Origin of the sequence: Hyphococcus sp. (assembly GCF_965267305.1) — a bacterium.
Classification (GTDB): domain Bacteria; phylum Pseudomonadota; class Alphaproteobacteria; order Caulobacterales; family Parvularculaceae; genus Hyphococcus.
In genome coordinates, this window is sequence record NZ_OZ253945.1 from 4,154,348 (window position 1) to 4,168,162 (window position 13,815).

A 13,815-nucleotide genomic window follows, 5' to 3' on the forward strand; every position below is an offset into this window, starting at 1 on the left:
CAATCGGAGACATGTCCATGCAATCTATCGCGAAAACCCAAGAGTTCGATTCGACGGATATCGATGGCGACGCGCTCGCAAGCCGGCTCCTCGCAGACGGTTACGTCATTGCGCCGGCGCTCCTCGATCCGGCGTCGATCGACCGGCTTTGCGCCGAACTCGATCCGTATTTCAGTGCGGCTTCCTTCGGCCGGGGCATGTTCTACGGCGCGGAGACGAAACGCTTCGGCGCGGTGCTGAAGCGTTCCCGCGAGGCGCAAGAGATCGTCATGCATCCGTCAGTCCTGCACGTCGTCGAACGCGTCATCGGCGCATGGTGTCAGTGCCTTCAGCTCAACCTGACGCAGGCCATCGAGATTCATCCGGGCGCGCCCGTACAAGCCCCGCATCGCGACCAGGACATGTGGGCCGGTCCCAAGGGCGCCATGCAATACATGGTCAACGTCATGTGGGCGCTCGATGATTTCACAAGCGAGAACGGCGCGACAAGGCTTTGGCCGGGGAGCCATCTCGCTAACCCGGAAGAAATGCTCCCTGATGAAGAGGCCGTTTCTGCGGTGATGCCGCGAGGCTCGGCGCTGTTCTTTCTCGGCTCGACCCTGCATTCCGGCGGCGCCAACCGGAGTGCTAAGCCCCGCCGCGGGCTCATCATGTCCTACTGTCTCGGCTGGCTGAAGCCCTGGGAAAACCAGTGGCTCGCCTATCCGCCGCACATCGCGCGGTCGTTTCCGCCAGATGTCGCGGCGCTCGCCGGCTACCGCCAGCATCTGCCGAGCCTCGGCAATTATGAAGGCCAGTGCCCGAGCGTTCTTCTCACAGGCGATCGGGCGCCGGAACATCTCCCATTCACCGATGCGCTGAAAGACGAGCATTACGAGTTGATGCGCCAGTATTACGATGGCCTCGCCGCCCGCGAACAGGAATCCGCAAACGGAGGCCGTGATGACTGCGGCGTATCGCTGGCGGCGAAATGAACTCATCGACTTCGCGGGCGCGAAGCCGTCGCCTGGCTTCATGCTTTGCAGTCGCTTGAGCGCCGGCGGCGTCACCGTCAGCCGCGGCCGTCTAGCGGCGAATGAAGGCGTTGAAATCGGATCGGCTCAGCTCGCCGTCGCCGTGATCGAAAGCGACGCTTTCGAGCTAGAATGGCGTCCGGATGGAGACAATGCATCGCGCCGCCTCTGGCTGCTGCCGAATTCGGCGCAGATCGTTCCGGCCGGCATGCCTTGTCATTCGCAGTGGAACGCCAGACCGACGCTGTTCACTGTCGCGTTCGAGTCTGCGTTGATCGAAACGCTGCTGCGCGAAACCGGTATTCGCGAAGAGGGCGCCATTCGCGCGCGGTTCGGCATGCGCGATCCTGATATCGACTCGCTCATTGCAAAGCTGCGCCTCGAACTCCAGTTCGGCGGCTGGTCGGGGCGCCCTTACCTTGAATCGTTAGGCGTCGTTCTCGCGGTGCACATTCTCCGAAACTACGCTGGCGCAACGTCCAGCCGCACAACTGACGGCGGGCTTGATATCCGGCGCCTGCGCCGGGTCGTCGAATACATCGAAGCTCATCTCGGCGAAGAATTGACGCAAACCGACCTCGCGCGGGTCGCAGAATTGAGCCCCCATCATTTCGCGAGCGCGTTCCGAACGTCGGCGGGCGTCGCGCCGCATCGCTATCTCACCGAGCGCCGCATCGCCCGCGCCTGCGAACTCCTCGCCAGGTCAGAAGCCACGGTCACGACGGTCGCCCATGCGCTTGGTTTTTCAAGCCACGGTCATTTCTCGGAAAGTTTTCGCCGCTTCGTCGGCGTCACGCCGTCCGAGTACAAAGCAAAGAGCCGTTAGCGAATGGCAAGAGCGACGTCGCGCAAGGCTAATAGAGGAGCGTTCGAATGGCCGGGGAACCCATGATTGCAGCGCGAAACTGCGCAATTATTCTCGTCGAAGAGCCGCTGGCGCGAAACGGGAGTGCAAACAGCGAAGTGTTGCAATGGTCCTTGGCCGCAGATCTCGCCGAAGCAATCGGGGCGCCGCTTCTCGACTTGCGGGGAGGGGCCGACTTTGTCGTCGACAGCGCCTTCATCGCCAGATTTGGCGAGCTGAAACGGCGTTCGCTCATTCTGTTCGGCGCGCTCCTTGAAGGCGCCGTCACGCAAATTGCGCTGTCCATGCTGCTGGAAGGTTACGACGTCTATGTTTGCGCCGATCAGGTAAAAACGGCTGACGCGATGCGCGAAGACATATTTCTTGAACGCATCCGATATTGCGCCGGCCATGTGGTCACATTTCCCCAGCTTCTGCTCGAACTTCTCTCCCGGGAAGAAAACGACAATAAGCGTCAGCCCCTGCTGGCCCTTTTGAACGCGGGCGTCCGCCGCTGAGGCGGCGCCGGGCTGGCGGGCTTCGCCCCAAGCCGAATAAAGCATTCGTCTCGGTCCTGTCGGACGCTCATCCCTGACGCGGCCGGACCTTTGGTCCGGATAAGGACGGCGCGCCTTGCGCGCCGGCTTTTTGATTCATTTCCCCAGGCAGTCGGGGTGGGCGGACGGCGTGTCTGCCCGAGGGCGCCGGCCGCGCAAGGGGCCGGGGATTTTCTCGTCTTGAGGTTGAGAGGCCTCCTACCTGGCGCCCCTTGCGCGCCCGGCTCTGACCCTCGGGCTGACCCTTCTTTCCGCCGCCCACCCCGCCTGCCGGGGAAATTGCGCGGGGCGGAGAGCAAAGGAGGCGAGCGATGTGCGAACAGCAACAGACGAATGAGCAAGACGCGGGCGCGGCGCCGGCGGATCGGGACGGGCCGCGCATCTATGTGGCCTGTCTCGCCAGCTACAATGCCGGAATCCTGCACGGGCGCTGGATCGATGTGACGGAACCGGACGAAATCCGGGAGCGGGTTGCGGCGATGCTTGCCGCAAGCCCGGAACCCCTCGCCGAGGAATGGGCGATTCACGATTACGAGGGATTTAAAGGCGCCGAGATTTCCGAATATGCAGGCTTCGAGTCCGTTTGCGACTTGGCGGCGTTCATCGAGGAGCATGGCGAACTCGCCGGAAAGCTTGTCGCGCATTTTTGCGGCGACTTGAACGAAGCCCGCGCCGCCATGGAAGACTATGCGGGCGAATATAAAAGCCTTGAAGACTTCGCTTACGAGTTCACCGAACAAACGGGCGTGAAAATTCCCGAGAGCCTTGAGCATTATATCGACTATGAAGCCATAGGCCGCGACATCGAACTCAATGGCGACGTCTTCACCGTTGAGACGGGCTTTGAACAAGTCCACATCTTCTGGTCGCGGTGATCGCCATGACGTTCACCGAAAAATTCGACAGCTTTGTCTGCGAAGGCGACAGCATCGCTTGCGAAGCGGGCGGCTTCGAGATCGCCGCGCGCATCGTCCGCGACGACTGCGCGGACGCGCCCGATAAGCGCCAGGACGGCTTCTGGCCCTCGCAATATATCGGCGATCCCGGATTCATCGGCCCCGGCCCCAACTGGCGCCAGAGCCTCGCAGATGCGCGCAAGAAAGCAGAAGCCGTCATGGCCGCATGGCGCAACGACGAGTGGTTCTATTGCGGCGTCGTTCTCTCCGTTTCGCGCGAGGACGTGATCCTCGCCGAACACGCCGCGAGCCTTTGGGGCGTCGAGGCGAATTATCTGGGCGCCGATAATGCCTATCTCGCCGATGTCGCGAACGAGCTTTTACCAGAGGCCCTTGACGCGGCCCGCGCAGCGCTCGCGCGCCTTTGCGCCGGACGTGAACAACAGGCGGCGCGCGGCTGACGCCAACCGCCGCCCCCGACCGTCACTTTAACTTGAAGCAAACTGAAGGAGGCCGACCCATGAGCAAAAATGCGCTCAAATATCTACCCATCGACGACATGCACGTCTCGAAACTCAATATGCGTCACGGGCGAAAACCGCCCAATATTGACGACATCTATCCCTCCGTCCTGAAATCGGGCGTGTTGAAGCCCATGCTGGTCCGCTGCGAGGACGGCAAATGGGGCGTCGTCGCCGGACGGCGGCGCCTGTTCGCGCTGCGCCGCAAGGAGAAAGAGACGGAAAAGCGCCAAGAAGCGCCTTGCGTCATCATGGCGCCGGACGATGACGCCGCCGCCGTCGAAGCCTCGATCATCGAGAATGTCGGCGTCGAGCCTCCGACCGAAATGCAGCAATATGAAGCCTTCGCGCGCCTTGCCAAAAAGGGCCGCTCCGTTCCCGAAATCGCCGATTATTTCGGCGTCGATGAGCGCGACGTGAAGCGCATCTTGGCGCTCGCGAGCTTGAACGAGGGCGTTCGCAAACTTTATGCGGCGGAGGAGATCGATGCATCGACCATCCGCGCGTTGACGCTCGCCACGAAGGCGCAGCAGGAAGAATGGTTGCGCCTTTATCGCGACGATGAGACCCAAGCCCCCATGGGCCGCCAGTGCCGGGCATGGGTTGCGGGCGGCGCCGCGATCACCACCGACAAGGCGCTGTTCGATCTGGCTGTTTATGAAGGCGAGATCGCCGCCGACCTGTTCGGCGATTTCGGGGTCTTCGCGTCGGCGGACCAGTTCTGGGAAGCGCAGTCCCGCGCCGTCGCTGAGCGCATGGACGAATACCGCGAAAAGGGCTGGCGCGACGTGACCGTCTTGGAGCGCGGCGCGTTCTTCCATTCATGGGATTACGAAAAGCGCTCCCGCGCGAAGGGCGGGCGCGTCTTCATCGAAATCCGCCATGACGGGACCGTGACCTTTCACGAGGGTTATGTGACGAGCGCCGAGGCGCGGAAACTCAAAAATGGGAAAGCGGGCGAAGCGGAAGCCGATGCGCCACAGGCCGTTCGCCCGGAAATGTCAGGCCCCATGGCGGATTACGTCGCACTGCATCGCCATGCTGCGTCGCGCGCCGAACTTGTCGCTAAACCCGGCGTCGCGATGCGTTTGATGATCGCCCACGCCATCGCCGGATCGGCGCTCTGGCAGGTGCGCGCGCACCAGCCCCGCGCAAGAGAAGCGACCCGAGAAAGCGTCGAAGCGAGCGCGGCGGCGGCGCGCTTTGAAGAGCGCCGCGTCGCCGTCGCGGAATTGTTCTCCGCCCATGGCGTCAGTTTTGAAGGCGTCGATCAGAACGGCGATGACTGGCGCGTCTGCGAAATATTCGCAGCGCTGTTGAAGATGAGCGATGAGGAGGTGTTGAACGTCGCCGCATTGGTCATGGCCGAAACGCTGGAAGTCGGTTCCGCGACCGTGGAAGCGGCGCTCCATGTGACCGGCGCAAAGCTCGGGGCGTGGTGGACGCTGGACGAAGCCTTCTTCGAGCTCTTGCGCGACAAGCGCGCGATCAACGCCATGGTCGCGAGCCTAGCAGGCGCCACAGCCGCGAAATCCGTCCTCACCGACACGGCGAAAGCGCAAAAAGCCGTGATCCGGGACCGGATGAATCTCGGCGGCGAAGGCGCACGTGAGTGTTGGCTTCCGGCATGGATGGCGACGCCGCCCCGCCGCTTTGTGGACGGCGCAGCCTGTCCGCCCGCCGATCAATGGGCCCGGATCGCGGGGCTGTTCGAGGCGGGTGAGGCGCCCGCGCCCGCCATCGAGGCCGCCTGATCAGAACCAGCGCCGCCGGACGTTTCGCCTCCGGCCAGCGGCGTTGAGACCGCCCGGCAGGTCGACTGCCGGGCGGTTATTTCGGTCGCAAATTCACGGGGACGCGCCGTCGCCCTGCGAGTTAAAAATACACGCGCCTTCGCGCCTTTCGTCCGTTCACGAGAGCATCCGAACGCGTCCGGCCATTCATCTCCTGTTCGCTTCGGTTATGCTCCGGCGCCCATGCCCCGCTCGCGCCTTTCACGGACCTGGACGAGGCGCGCCGCTGCTGAAACCGGCGCCCGCAAAAAAATTTCCCCGGCGTCTTCGCCGCCTTCCTCGCGACGCAAATTTTTTGGCGGCGCCGGTGCTCCGCTGTCGCTTCGCCCCGCTTGAGTCTTTCATTGATTTTTCGATTGGGTTCAGCAGCGGCGCGCATCCCGTCCTTCGGTCCGGCGTCGGCGGGGCATGGGGCCCCGGAGACGAACCCAAATGGAGATGAAGAGATGGCAAACGCACTTGGATATGTGAACGAAACCGAAGCGGGCTTTGAAGGCACGCTCGCGATGATGAACCTCTCGGCGCCGATCCGCATCGTCAAGAATGCGGAGAAGGAAACCGACGCGCAGCCCGACTACCGGGTCTACGCCGGACGCCGGGGCGCCGATATCGGCGGCGGCTGGATCAGGACCGCGAAGTCTTCGGGGCGCGACTATGTCTCGCTCACCCTCGCGGACCCGGCTTTCGGCCGCAAAATCTACGCGAATCTCGCGCCCGTCAAAGACGGCGAGGGCCGCCATGTCATTCTCTGGAACGCCAGAGACTGACAATTCCGGCTGACAGTTAATTCAGCCGCTGACGAGATCGCCCGGATCCAACGATCCGGGCGATTTTTTGCGCCCTCGCGCGTCCGGTTGGCCCGGATTTTGAAACCCATTTGACCGTTTTCGGGCGATGTCGGCGGATCGCCGGCATCGCGAACCGCTGTCCTCTCGTCTGTCTTCAAGGTGGGAGAGGCAAGCCATGCGGGGCCCCTGGCGCGTCAATATCGAGGCGTATGATCGCCTCCTGTCACTGCCGGGTCCGGGGTGGGCCTGGGAGTTCAAGCGCCGCGATCCGGCCCTTAAAGCCGCGCGCCGGCGCACGGGCGCTGTCCGTCCGGCGGTGGCGAAACGCGCAGACGGATCGACCATTTGCCGGTTAAATCAACGCTGCCATGTAGCGGAGGGGTTCGGGCTGCACTTTATTCCGGACCCGGCGCTTTCTGCATTCGAAGCGGCGCTATTCTGGCTTCCGGATGTCATGCGAGCGAGCTTCGATGCGGTGGCGGAGCCATGGGCCGCCGCACCGAAACGCGGACCGTATCTCAGCTGGACCGAACTCCCGGGAGAAAAATTCTTCCTGATCTCGCCCGGGCGGCGCGACAAGCTCGTCATTCGTTTCCCTTTTTACGCAGCACAGTTTGCCCTCGACGCAAACGGCGCGCCGGTCCCGCAGTCGGCGTGTTTTTCGTTAATGTTGCGTGCAAATCATCTCGCGGCGGAAAACCTGCGCCATCTGGAGGAATTCGGGCGGATTTGCGGAGGCTTGCCCGCACGCCGAAAACCGCCGCGCGGGGCCGCTCCCGAAAGGCTGCGTGACGCGCTGGTCGCGCTCGACGGCGAGCTCGCAGGCGTCCCGCGAAGACGCATCGCCGAAGCGATTTTCGGCGCGGCGCAGGTTTGCGGGGGCTGGGACGATGGCGATGAAAGCTACAAGAAGCGCGCCAAACGCCTCGTCGAAAAGGGCCTTGAATTGATGCGCGGCGGCTACAGACGCCTGCTTTAGGAAAGGACGTTCTCAGACAATTCAGATCGTCCCTGCCGGGATCGCCGCTTTGCCTGCAAGAATTTCAGCATCGATATGCGCTGACGCAAGGAGAGTGATGATGACGCAGGATGACGGCAAGTATGATGAAGCCGATAATGCACGGTGCAAATTTTTGAGCGTCGCCGAGGCGGCGGATTATCTCGGGCTTAAACGCTCGACCCTCGATCACTATCGCTGGGTCGGCGGCGGGCCGCGCTATCGCAAACATGGCGGGCGGGTCAAGTATCTGGAGCGCGACCTCGAAGCCTGGTCCGAAAGCCGACAGTTCGAGGACACCGCGACGAGGGTGCGGTGAAGGGGACAGCCCTTGCAATCGCGATCTCCGCCGCCGCCGCGGTGGCGGCGGTTGCGGCCTTTCCCCCAGGCGCGACTGTGATCTGGAACCGCACCGAAAGCGCGCCGAAAGGCATCTATCTCATTACGAAATCCGAAATAAAAACCGGAGATTGGGCCGCGCTTTCGGGAGAGTCAGAGACCGCGAAATGGATCGCCGAGAACGGCTATCTCAGAACGGATTGGCCGATCATCAAACGCGTCGCCGCGTCGGAAGGCGATGAAATCTGCCGCACCGAAGAAGAAGTTTTCATCAACAAAACCCTAACTGCGATTGCACTTGACGCTGACAGCGCACGCGAAAAACTTCCGCGATGGAAGGGATGCATTACCCTTCAGGCGGATCAGGTTTTTCTGCTCAACAATCATCCGCGCTCGCTGGATGGACGCTATTTCGGCGCGGAAAACCGGAAAGATTTGTTAGGCCGCGCGCGCCTCCTCTTCCGCGTGGATTGAAGCTCCGCATAGAGAGCGCTCAATAGGAATTGAAAGCGTTGCAAAGGGATCGATAAGCGCCCCCGGAGGGCAAGATGAAAGCACCGGCGCCAAGGGGCGCCTAAGCCATTGTCTGCACATCCGGAATTCGGCGCCGTGCTGAAAACCTTGTGGCGCTGCGAATTATTGAAGCGGTTGATTCCGGGAGGGAATTCGTGGCGTCATCATTTCCTGCAATGTTTTAGATGAGCGACGAGTTCAGGCCCCGGCTCGGCCGGCCCGGCGATCGCGGCAGGTCCGCCGCGAAACGCTATGGCGCCCGCGTCAAACGCACCGCGAAGCGGCTGGCGAAACCAAAACGCAAGACTCGTTTTACCGGCGAACGCATCGGGCGCGGAAGCGCCGCCGCGCGCATGGCTCAGATGCGCGGCTCTCCCTTTGCGAAATTCCGGATGCGGCGTGTCATCGTCAAGACGCATATCGCGAGGGCCGGAAAAGGCATCGGGCGTGCGGCCTTCCGCGCCCATGTGAAATACATTCAGCGCGACGGTGTGGATCGCGCCAACGACAACGGAGAAAGAGAGGGCGGGGAACTCTATAACCGCGACCGGGAAAAGCTCGATGACAAGGACTTTCTGGCGCGCTCGGAACATGACCCGCATCAGTTCCGCATTATCTTCTCGCCCGAAGACGGCGAGCGGATCGGCGACCTCAAAGCCTTTACGCGCGAGGTGATGGAGCAAGCGGAGAAGGATCTTGGAACGAAGTTCGATTGGATCGCCGTCGATCATTGGAACACCGGCCATCCTCACACTCATGTTGTCATCCGTGGCAGGGACGCGAAGGCCCGAGATCTCGTCATAGCCCGCGATTACCTGACACGCGGGCTTAGAGCGAGAGCGCAGGAGATCGCGCTGGAGCGGCTCGGCCCGCGACGCGATCTCGAAGTCGCGAGAGCACAGGCGCGCGAGGTTGAAGCGGAGCGCTTTACGGGCATCGACCGGGAGCTTACCGCGCTATCGCGCGACGGCGCCCTCGACATCTCGTCCGACTCCGGTGCGGCAGGACTGTTCGAGAGGACCTTGCGCCTGCGGCGTTTGAAATTCCTGGAAAGCATGGGGTTAGCGGCGAAGACCGGGCCGCAGGAATGGCGCCTCGGTAAGGGCTGGGATGAAACCTTGCGCGCACGAGCGATTGCACGCGACATTATCCGCTCCATCGCCGCCGCGGCGGGCAGGGAGATTGCGGCGCGGGATATCGCCGTATTTGGCGGAGGCGCGCCGGTGAAACTCATCGGCCGCGTCGCCGCCAGCGCGCCTGACGATGAAATGCGCGACACGCGTTACTTGATCGTTGAAGACGGCAACGGAAAATTCTGGCGCGTTGCGGCTGGCGTAACGCCGCTCGGCGCGCTCCCAGCGCAAGGCGCCATTGTCGAATTGCGAAAGCGCGAGGCGAGACCGCTTGCATCGGATCGCGCCATTGCGCACATCGCCCAACTTAATCGCGGTGTCTATTCTGACGCTCTACACGAAGCGGACGATCCGTCCGCGAGCAAAGCGTTTATCGAAGCGCATAAGCGGCGGCTCGAAGCATTGCGGCGGGCAGGTCTTGTCATGCGCGATGAGGATGGGACATGGCGCATCGGCGAAGGCTATCTTGAACGCGCGGCACATTACGAAGCGGCGCGCGGCTGCGGCGCGCATCTTGACGTCAAATCCTGGATCGATCTCGACGCGCAGATTGGGGCCCGCGCGCCGGTCTGGCTTGATGACGCAGATGAAACGGATTTCGGAGAGAGGGAATTGAGCGCTGACATTGCTGCGGCGCGTACAAGACGCGCGGCGTTTCTGAAACGGGAAGGCTTGTGGTCCGAGGAAGCTGGCGGGATCGCGCCAGAAGCAAGAGAAAAGCTCGCGGCTGAAGAGCTGGAGAGCGCCGCGGCCAAAGAAGCGCGCCGGACAGGCAAGACTTATCTCGCCATGACGGCGAATGTCCCGTTCGAGGGCGTTTATGAAAGGCCGGTCGATCTCGGTCAGGGGCGCTTTGCGCTCATCGCCCGGTCGAAGGAGTTCACGCTCGTACCCTGGCGGCCGGAGCTGGAGCGTTATCGCGGCGCCGAAATTGTCGTCAGGAGAACGGGCGCCGGCGTGCAATGGATACTAGAGAAAACACGAGGGATCGGCCGGTGAGACAAGCTGCAATGCTGGACATATCAATCGGCGGGGAGGCCGAGTTCTTGTAGAATGGCGGGCAAAGACAGGTCGTAGTTGGCCGTCCAATGAAACATGAAGCCCCTTATGTCCTCGAATCCCCGCGCTTGCGCGATCCTGGCGATCACCAAGAGGCACCAAAATAGTGCCTCTCTGCAAAATTGAACACTTTCGAATATGGCCTGTCGGTTTTCCACGAGACCGTTGATAGCTATTCTCTGCAAAGTTACGGACGAGGGAGTCCATCGCGGATGGACGATTTCGTTGCGAAGCTGAGAAAGAGAAAATATTTGAGCGATTAGCGTATCCTGATTTCGAACAGGTCCGTCGGACGATAGCAATATAAGGTCTTTGATCTTCTGCGAAAGCGAGCCGTGATTTTGTTTGATGCGGTTTAACATCTCGTCGCTGTCCAGTTCCTGCGAACGAAGATGAAAGAATGTATTGGTGAAGGCTTCGAGACCAGTGAGGCTCATCAAAAACGATTGTAAACCGAAGCCGCGACGTTCTTCGCATCGCTCCAGTTGAGACATCTGTTCGATATTGCGCGATGCAAGCCTGAAATAAATCGTCACGATGGTGTAAAGCTGTTCAAGCTGCACTGCCTCTTGATGCGGCTCGCCGTCTTTGAGAACTTGTTCAATCGCGCCGTCATCGGATTGACGTAGAAAGAAATGCGGCATGCTTGTCGATTCCATCTCGGTGATTGAGGGAATTGGCGCCCCCTAAACCGGCGACGCTTGTCTGCTTTCGCACTGCGAGGCGCGCGTCACATTAGCAGATTCGACATCACGATATCAGGCTGAGTCCGTTCGATCAGTAGCATAGCGCGCCTAATACTCTCGGAGGGGTGCATCAATGTTGGTCGGAAAATTGGTTTTGCATTCTTTTGGAAGAAATTGTCTGAAAATAGCCTAGCGAGGATGGCGCTCGGAAGCAAAAATGCAACGCGTGCAATGCCGTTAGGGAACATACCGGCTTCATGACACCAACCAAGTTACTGATCGGCCAATTCTTGATCGTCGCATTGATTATCGCAGGCGCGCTGTGGGCGGCGACCCAATGGACGGCTTATGAATTGGGGTTTCAGCCGCGACTCGGCGCGCCATGGTTCGTGCTGTTTGAGACGCCCATCTACAAACCATGGCGACTTTTCCAATGGTGGTATGCTTACGAGGCTTATGCGCCGGAAGTCTTTAACCGCGCCGGATTCATGGCGGCTGGCGGCGGCTTCCTCGGAGCCGCGGCCGCAATTGGCGGATCGCTGTGGCGCGCGCGCGCCCAGAAATTCGTAACCACTTACGGCTCCGCGCGCTGGGCGAAAACGCGTGATGTCGAGGAAGCGGGCCTTTTGAAACCGGACGGCGTCTTTCTCGGGCGCTGGAAATCCGATTATCTGCGTCACGATGGCCCGGAGCACGTCATGGCGTTCGCCCCGACCCGCTCGGGCAAGGGCGTTGGGCTTGTGGTGCCGACATTGTTTTCCTGGACAGAAAGCGCCGTCATTCACGACATAAAGGGCGAGAACTGGACCCTGACTGCGGGTTGGCGTTCGCGCTTTTCCCTTTGTCTTTTGTTTGATCCGACCAATCCCGCCTCGGCGCGGTATAATCCCTTGCTGGAAGTGCGCCGCGGCGAGAACGAAGTGCGCGACGTTCAGAATATCGCGGATATTCTTGTCGATCCCGAAGGCTCGCTGGAACGGCGGAACCATTGGGAGAAAACCGGCCATGCGCTGCTTGTGGGCGTGATCCTGCATGTTCTTTATGCGGAGAAGGAAAAAACGCTCGCCGGATGCGCAGTGTTCCTCTCCGATCCGCGCCGCAGTTTCGAGACGACCCTGAAACTGATGATGTCGACCAATCATATCGGGACCGATGCTTCGCCGCGCGCGCATCCCGTAGTGGCGCAGGCGGCGCGCGAATTGCTGAACAAATCGGAGAATGAACGCTCGGGCGTTCTCTCGACAGCGATGAGCTTTCTCGGGCTTTATCGCGATCCCGTTGTCGCGCGCGTCACAGCCGCAAGTGACTGGCGCATTGCGGACCTTACCGAAAGCGAACGGCCGGCCTCGCTCTATCTCGTCGTGCCGCCATCCGACATCTCCCGTACGAAACCGCTGGTGCGGCTCATCCTCAATCAGATCGGCCGGCGCCTTACGGAAACGCTTCCGGGAGAAATGGGACGGCGGCGCGTCCTCATGATGCTCGACGAATTCCCGGCGCTCGGCCGCCTCGATTTCTTCGAGTCGGCGCTCGCCTTTATGGCTGGTTACGGCGTGAGGGCCTTCCTGATCGCGCAATCGCTTAATCAGATCGAGAAGGCCTACGGGCCGAACAATTCCATTCTCGACAATTGCCATGTGCGTATTGCGTTCGCCACCAATGATGAGCGGACCGCGAAGCGCATATCCGACGCCCTCGGGACGGCGACGGAGCAGCGCGCGCAACGCAACTATGCGGGCCACCGTCTCGCGCCCTGGCTCAGCCATGTTATGGTGTCGAGTCAGGAAACGCAACGCGCCCTCATTACTCCGGGCGAAGTCATGCAACTGCCGCCGGACGATGCCGTGGTCATGATTTCCGGCGCGCCGCCCATCAAGGCCAAGAAACTCCGCTATTACGAGGATGCGAATTTCACCGAACGAACCGGCGCGCCGCCGTCGGACGCTATGCTGCCAGCGCCGCGTCCCGACGATTGGCCTTCAGGTTTTCGCAAAGCTGACCGGCGTCTTCCGAACGACGATGCAGCGCCTTCGTCAGGCGGCGATGAAGGCGGCCGAGAGCCGCAACTAACGCCCGTTCCGGAGGACGCCGAAAGGAAAATCGGCGAAGGCAATGAAAACTCTGACCGGGAATTGTCGGAAGAAGATTTTGCCGACGGCGCCGGCGATGACGCCCGCAAGGAAACGGCGGAGCGCGTAAGGCGCGCCGCCGCCCTCGATCGCGTCGACCAAAATTTGTTACCGGACTTTTGATGATGGCGAAACGTCGCGTTCATGTGAGGTTAAGCGATCGCGTCTGGGCGGACCTCGACAATGCCGCGCAACCGCCGGGTGTCACGCAATCCGCCATCGTCGAGGATGCGCTGCGCTGCTATTTCGACCCTGACGCGAAAGCCGAACGCGAAGCCGCGATCCTGAAACGGCTTGACGCCATCGATCTGAGCCAAGGCGCCGTCGAGCGCGACGCCGCAATCATTCTCGAAACGCTCGGACAATATGTGCTTTACTGGCTGACGCGCACAGAACCGTTGCCGGAAGGCGAACGAGATGTCGCGCACAATCTCGGGCAAAGACGCTTCGACTATTTTATCGAGCAGGTGGCGGCGAAGATCGGCGAGGGAAGAAGTCTCGCGAGACGAGTCTGTAAAAACGACCTGCCTGGCGAGTAACCGGCCAC

The 13,815-nt window shown here is 61.2% G+C and carries 14 protein-coding genes; 13 read left to right on the top strand and 1 reads right to left on the bottom strand.

The features are described from left to right. Window positions 1-17: 17 nt before the first annotated feature. The 11 genes from ACQY5P_RS20165 (at window position 18) to ACQY5P_RS20215 (ending at window position 10,393) form a co-directional block, all read left to right on the top strand. Entirely contained in the window at window positions 18-974 is a 957-nt protein-coding gene (locus ACQY5P_RS20165; protein WP_428408669.1) for a phytanoyl-CoA dioxygenase family protein, read from the top strand. Then, window positions 943-1,839, top strand: coding sequence for a helix-turn-helix domain-containing protein (locus ACQY5P_RS20170; RefSeq protein ID WP_428408670.1), 897 nt, complete (start codon window positions 943-945; stop codon window positions 1,837-1,839). The genes ACQY5P_RS20165 and ACQY5P_RS20170 overlap by 32 nt, the downstream gene beginning before the upstream one ends. Before the next feature lie 47 nt (window positions 1,840-1,886). Continuing rightward, a complete protein-coding gene (locus tag ACQY5P_RS20175; protein WP_428408671.1) occupies window positions 1,887-2,375 on the top strand; it encodes an isochorismatase family protein in 489 nt (162 codons plus the stop codon). Between the two features lie 350 nt (window positions 2,376-2,725). Further along, entirely contained in the window at window positions 2,726-3,289 is a 564-nt protein-coding gene (locus ACQY5P_RS20180) for an antirestriction protein ArdA (RefSeq protein ID WP_428408672.1), read from the top strand. A gap of 5 nt (window positions 3,290-3,294) precedes the next feature. Then, window positions 3,295-3,771 (top strand): hypothetical protein, encoded by a 477-nt coding sequence (locus ACQY5P_RS20185; RefSeq protein ID WP_428408673.1) that lies wholly within the window; start codon window positions 3,295-3,297, stop codon window positions 3,769-3,771. 59 nt (window positions 3,772-3,830) lie between these two features. Continuing rightward, window positions 3,831-5,585, top strand: coding sequence for a ParB/RepB/Spo0J family partition protein (locus ACQY5P_RS20190; protein WP_428408674.1), 1,755 nt, complete (start codon window positions 3,831-3,833; stop codon window positions 5,583-5,585). 485 nt (window positions 5,586-6,070) lie between these two features. Then, on the top strand, window positions 6,071-6,391 hold the full coding sequence (locus ACQY5P_RS20195) for a DUF736 domain-containing protein (RefSeq protein WP_379879302.1): 321 nt from the start codon (window positions 6,071-6,073) through the stop codon (window positions 6,389-6,391). 196 nt (window positions 6,392-6,587) lie between these two features. Further along, a complete protein-coding gene (locus tag ACQY5P_RS20200; protein WP_428408675.1) occupies window positions 6,588-7,391 on the top strand; it encodes a DUF2285 domain-containing protein in 804 nt (267 codons plus the stop codon). 97 nt (window positions 7,392-7,488) lie between these two features. Then, the gene (locus ACQY5P_RS20205; protein ID WP_428408676.1) at window positions 7,489-7,728 is read left to right on the top strand and encodes a helix-turn-helix transcriptional regulator; all 240 of its coding nucleotides are present in this window, start codon (window positions 7,489-7,491) and stop codon (window positions 7,726-7,728) included. Continuing rightward, on the top strand, window positions 7,725-8,222 hold the full coding sequence (locus ACQY5P_RS20210) for a S26 family signal peptidase (RefSeq protein ID WP_428408677.1): 498 nt from the start codon (window positions 7,725-7,727) through the stop codon (window positions 8,220-8,222). Before ACQY5P_RS20205 ends, ACQY5P_RS20210 begins: the two co-directional genes overlap by 4 nt. 224 nt (window positions 8,223-8,446) lie before the next feature. Continuing rightward, the gene (locus ACQY5P_RS20215) at window positions 8,447-10,393 is read left to right on the top strand and encodes a DUF3363 domain-containing protein (RefSeq protein WP_428408678.1); all 1,947 of its coding nucleotides are present in this window, start codon (window positions 8,447-8,449) and stop codon (window positions 10,391-10,393) included. A gap of 23 nt (window positions 10,394-10,416) precedes the next feature. Here ACQY5P_RS20215 and ACQY5P_RS20220 read toward each other — a convergent pair whose 3' ends face one another. Next, window positions 10,417-11,097, bottom strand: coding sequence for a hypothetical protein (locus tag ACQY5P_RS20220; protein ID WP_428408679.1), 681 nt, complete (start codon window positions 11,095-11,097; stop codon window positions 10,417-10,419). A gap of 299 nt (window positions 11,098-11,396) precedes the next feature. Here ACQY5P_RS20220 and ACQY5P_RS20225 point away from each other — a divergent pair, with 299 nt between their 5' ends. Next, the gene (locus ACQY5P_RS20225; protein ID WP_428408680.1) at window positions 11,397-13,391 is read left to right on the top strand and encodes a conjugal transfer protein TraG; all 1,995 of its coding nucleotides are present in this window, start codon (window positions 11,397-11,399) and stop codon (window positions 13,389-13,391) included. Further along, a complete protein-coding gene (locus ACQY5P_RS20230; RefSeq protein WP_428408681.1) occupies window positions 13,391-13,807 on the top strand; it encodes a hypothetical protein in 417 nt (138 codons plus the stop codon). Before ACQY5P_RS20225 ends, ACQY5P_RS20230 begins: the two co-directional genes overlap by 1 nt. Window positions 13,808-13,815 lie beyond the last annotated feature (8 nt).

What these genes read in the sequence shown, in the direction of transcription:
- ACQY5P_RS20165 (WP_428408669.1), top strand. Translation starts at nt 18, where the DNA reads ATGCAATCTATCGCGAAAACCCAAGAGTTCGATTCGACGGATATCGAT.
- ACQY5P_RS20170 (WP_428408670.1), top strand. Translation starts at nt 943, where the DNA reads ATGACTGCGGCGTATCGCTGGCGGCGAAATGAACTCATCGACTTCGCG.
- ACQY5P_RS20175 (WP_428408671.1), top strand. Translation starts at nt 1,887, where the DNA reads ATGGCCGGGGAACCCATGATTGCAGCGCGAAACTGCGCAATTATTCTC.
- ACQY5P_RS20180 (WP_428408672.1), top strand. Translation starts at nt 2,726, where the DNA reads ATGTGCGAACAGCAACAGACGAATGAGCAAGACGCGGGCGCGGCGCCG.
- ACQY5P_RS20185 (WP_428408673.1), top strand. Translation starts at nt 3,295, where the DNA reads ATGACGTTCACCGAAAAATTCGACAGCTTTGTCTGCGAAGGCGACAGC.
- ACQY5P_RS20190 (WP_428408674.1), top strand. Translation starts at nt 3,831, where the DNA reads ATGAGCAAAAATGCGCTCAAATATCTACCCATCGACGACATGCACGTC.
- ACQY5P_RS20195 (WP_379879302.1), top strand. Translation starts at nt 6,071, where the DNA reads ATGGCAAACGCACTTGGATATGTGAACGAAACCGAAGCGGGCTTTGAA.
- ACQY5P_RS20200 (WP_428408675.1), top strand. Translation starts at nt 6,588, where the DNA reads ATGCGGGGCCCCTGGCGCGTCAATATCGAGGCGTATGATCGCCTCCTG.
- ACQY5P_RS20205 (WP_428408676.1), top strand. Translation starts at nt 7,489, where the DNA reads ATGATGACGCAGGATGACGGCAAGTATGATGAAGCCGATAATGCACGG.
- ACQY5P_RS20215 (WP_428408678.1), top strand. Translation starts at nt 8,447, where the DNA reads ATGAGCGACGAGTTCAGGCCCCGGCTCGGCCGGCCCGGCGATCGCGGC.
- ACQY5P_RS20220 (WP_428408679.1), bottom strand. Translation starts at nt 11,097, where the DNA reads ATGCCGCATTTCTTTCTACGTCAATCCGATGACGGCGCGATTGAACAA.
- ACQY5P_RS20225 (WP_428408680.1), top strand. Translation starts at nt 11,397, where the DNA reads ATGACACCAACCAAGTTACTGATCGGCCAATTCTTGATCGTCGCATTG.
- ACQY5P_RS20230 (WP_428408681.1), top strand. Translation starts at nt 13,391, where the DNA reads ATGATGGCGAAACGTCGCGTTCATGTGAGGTTAAGCGATCGCGTCTGG.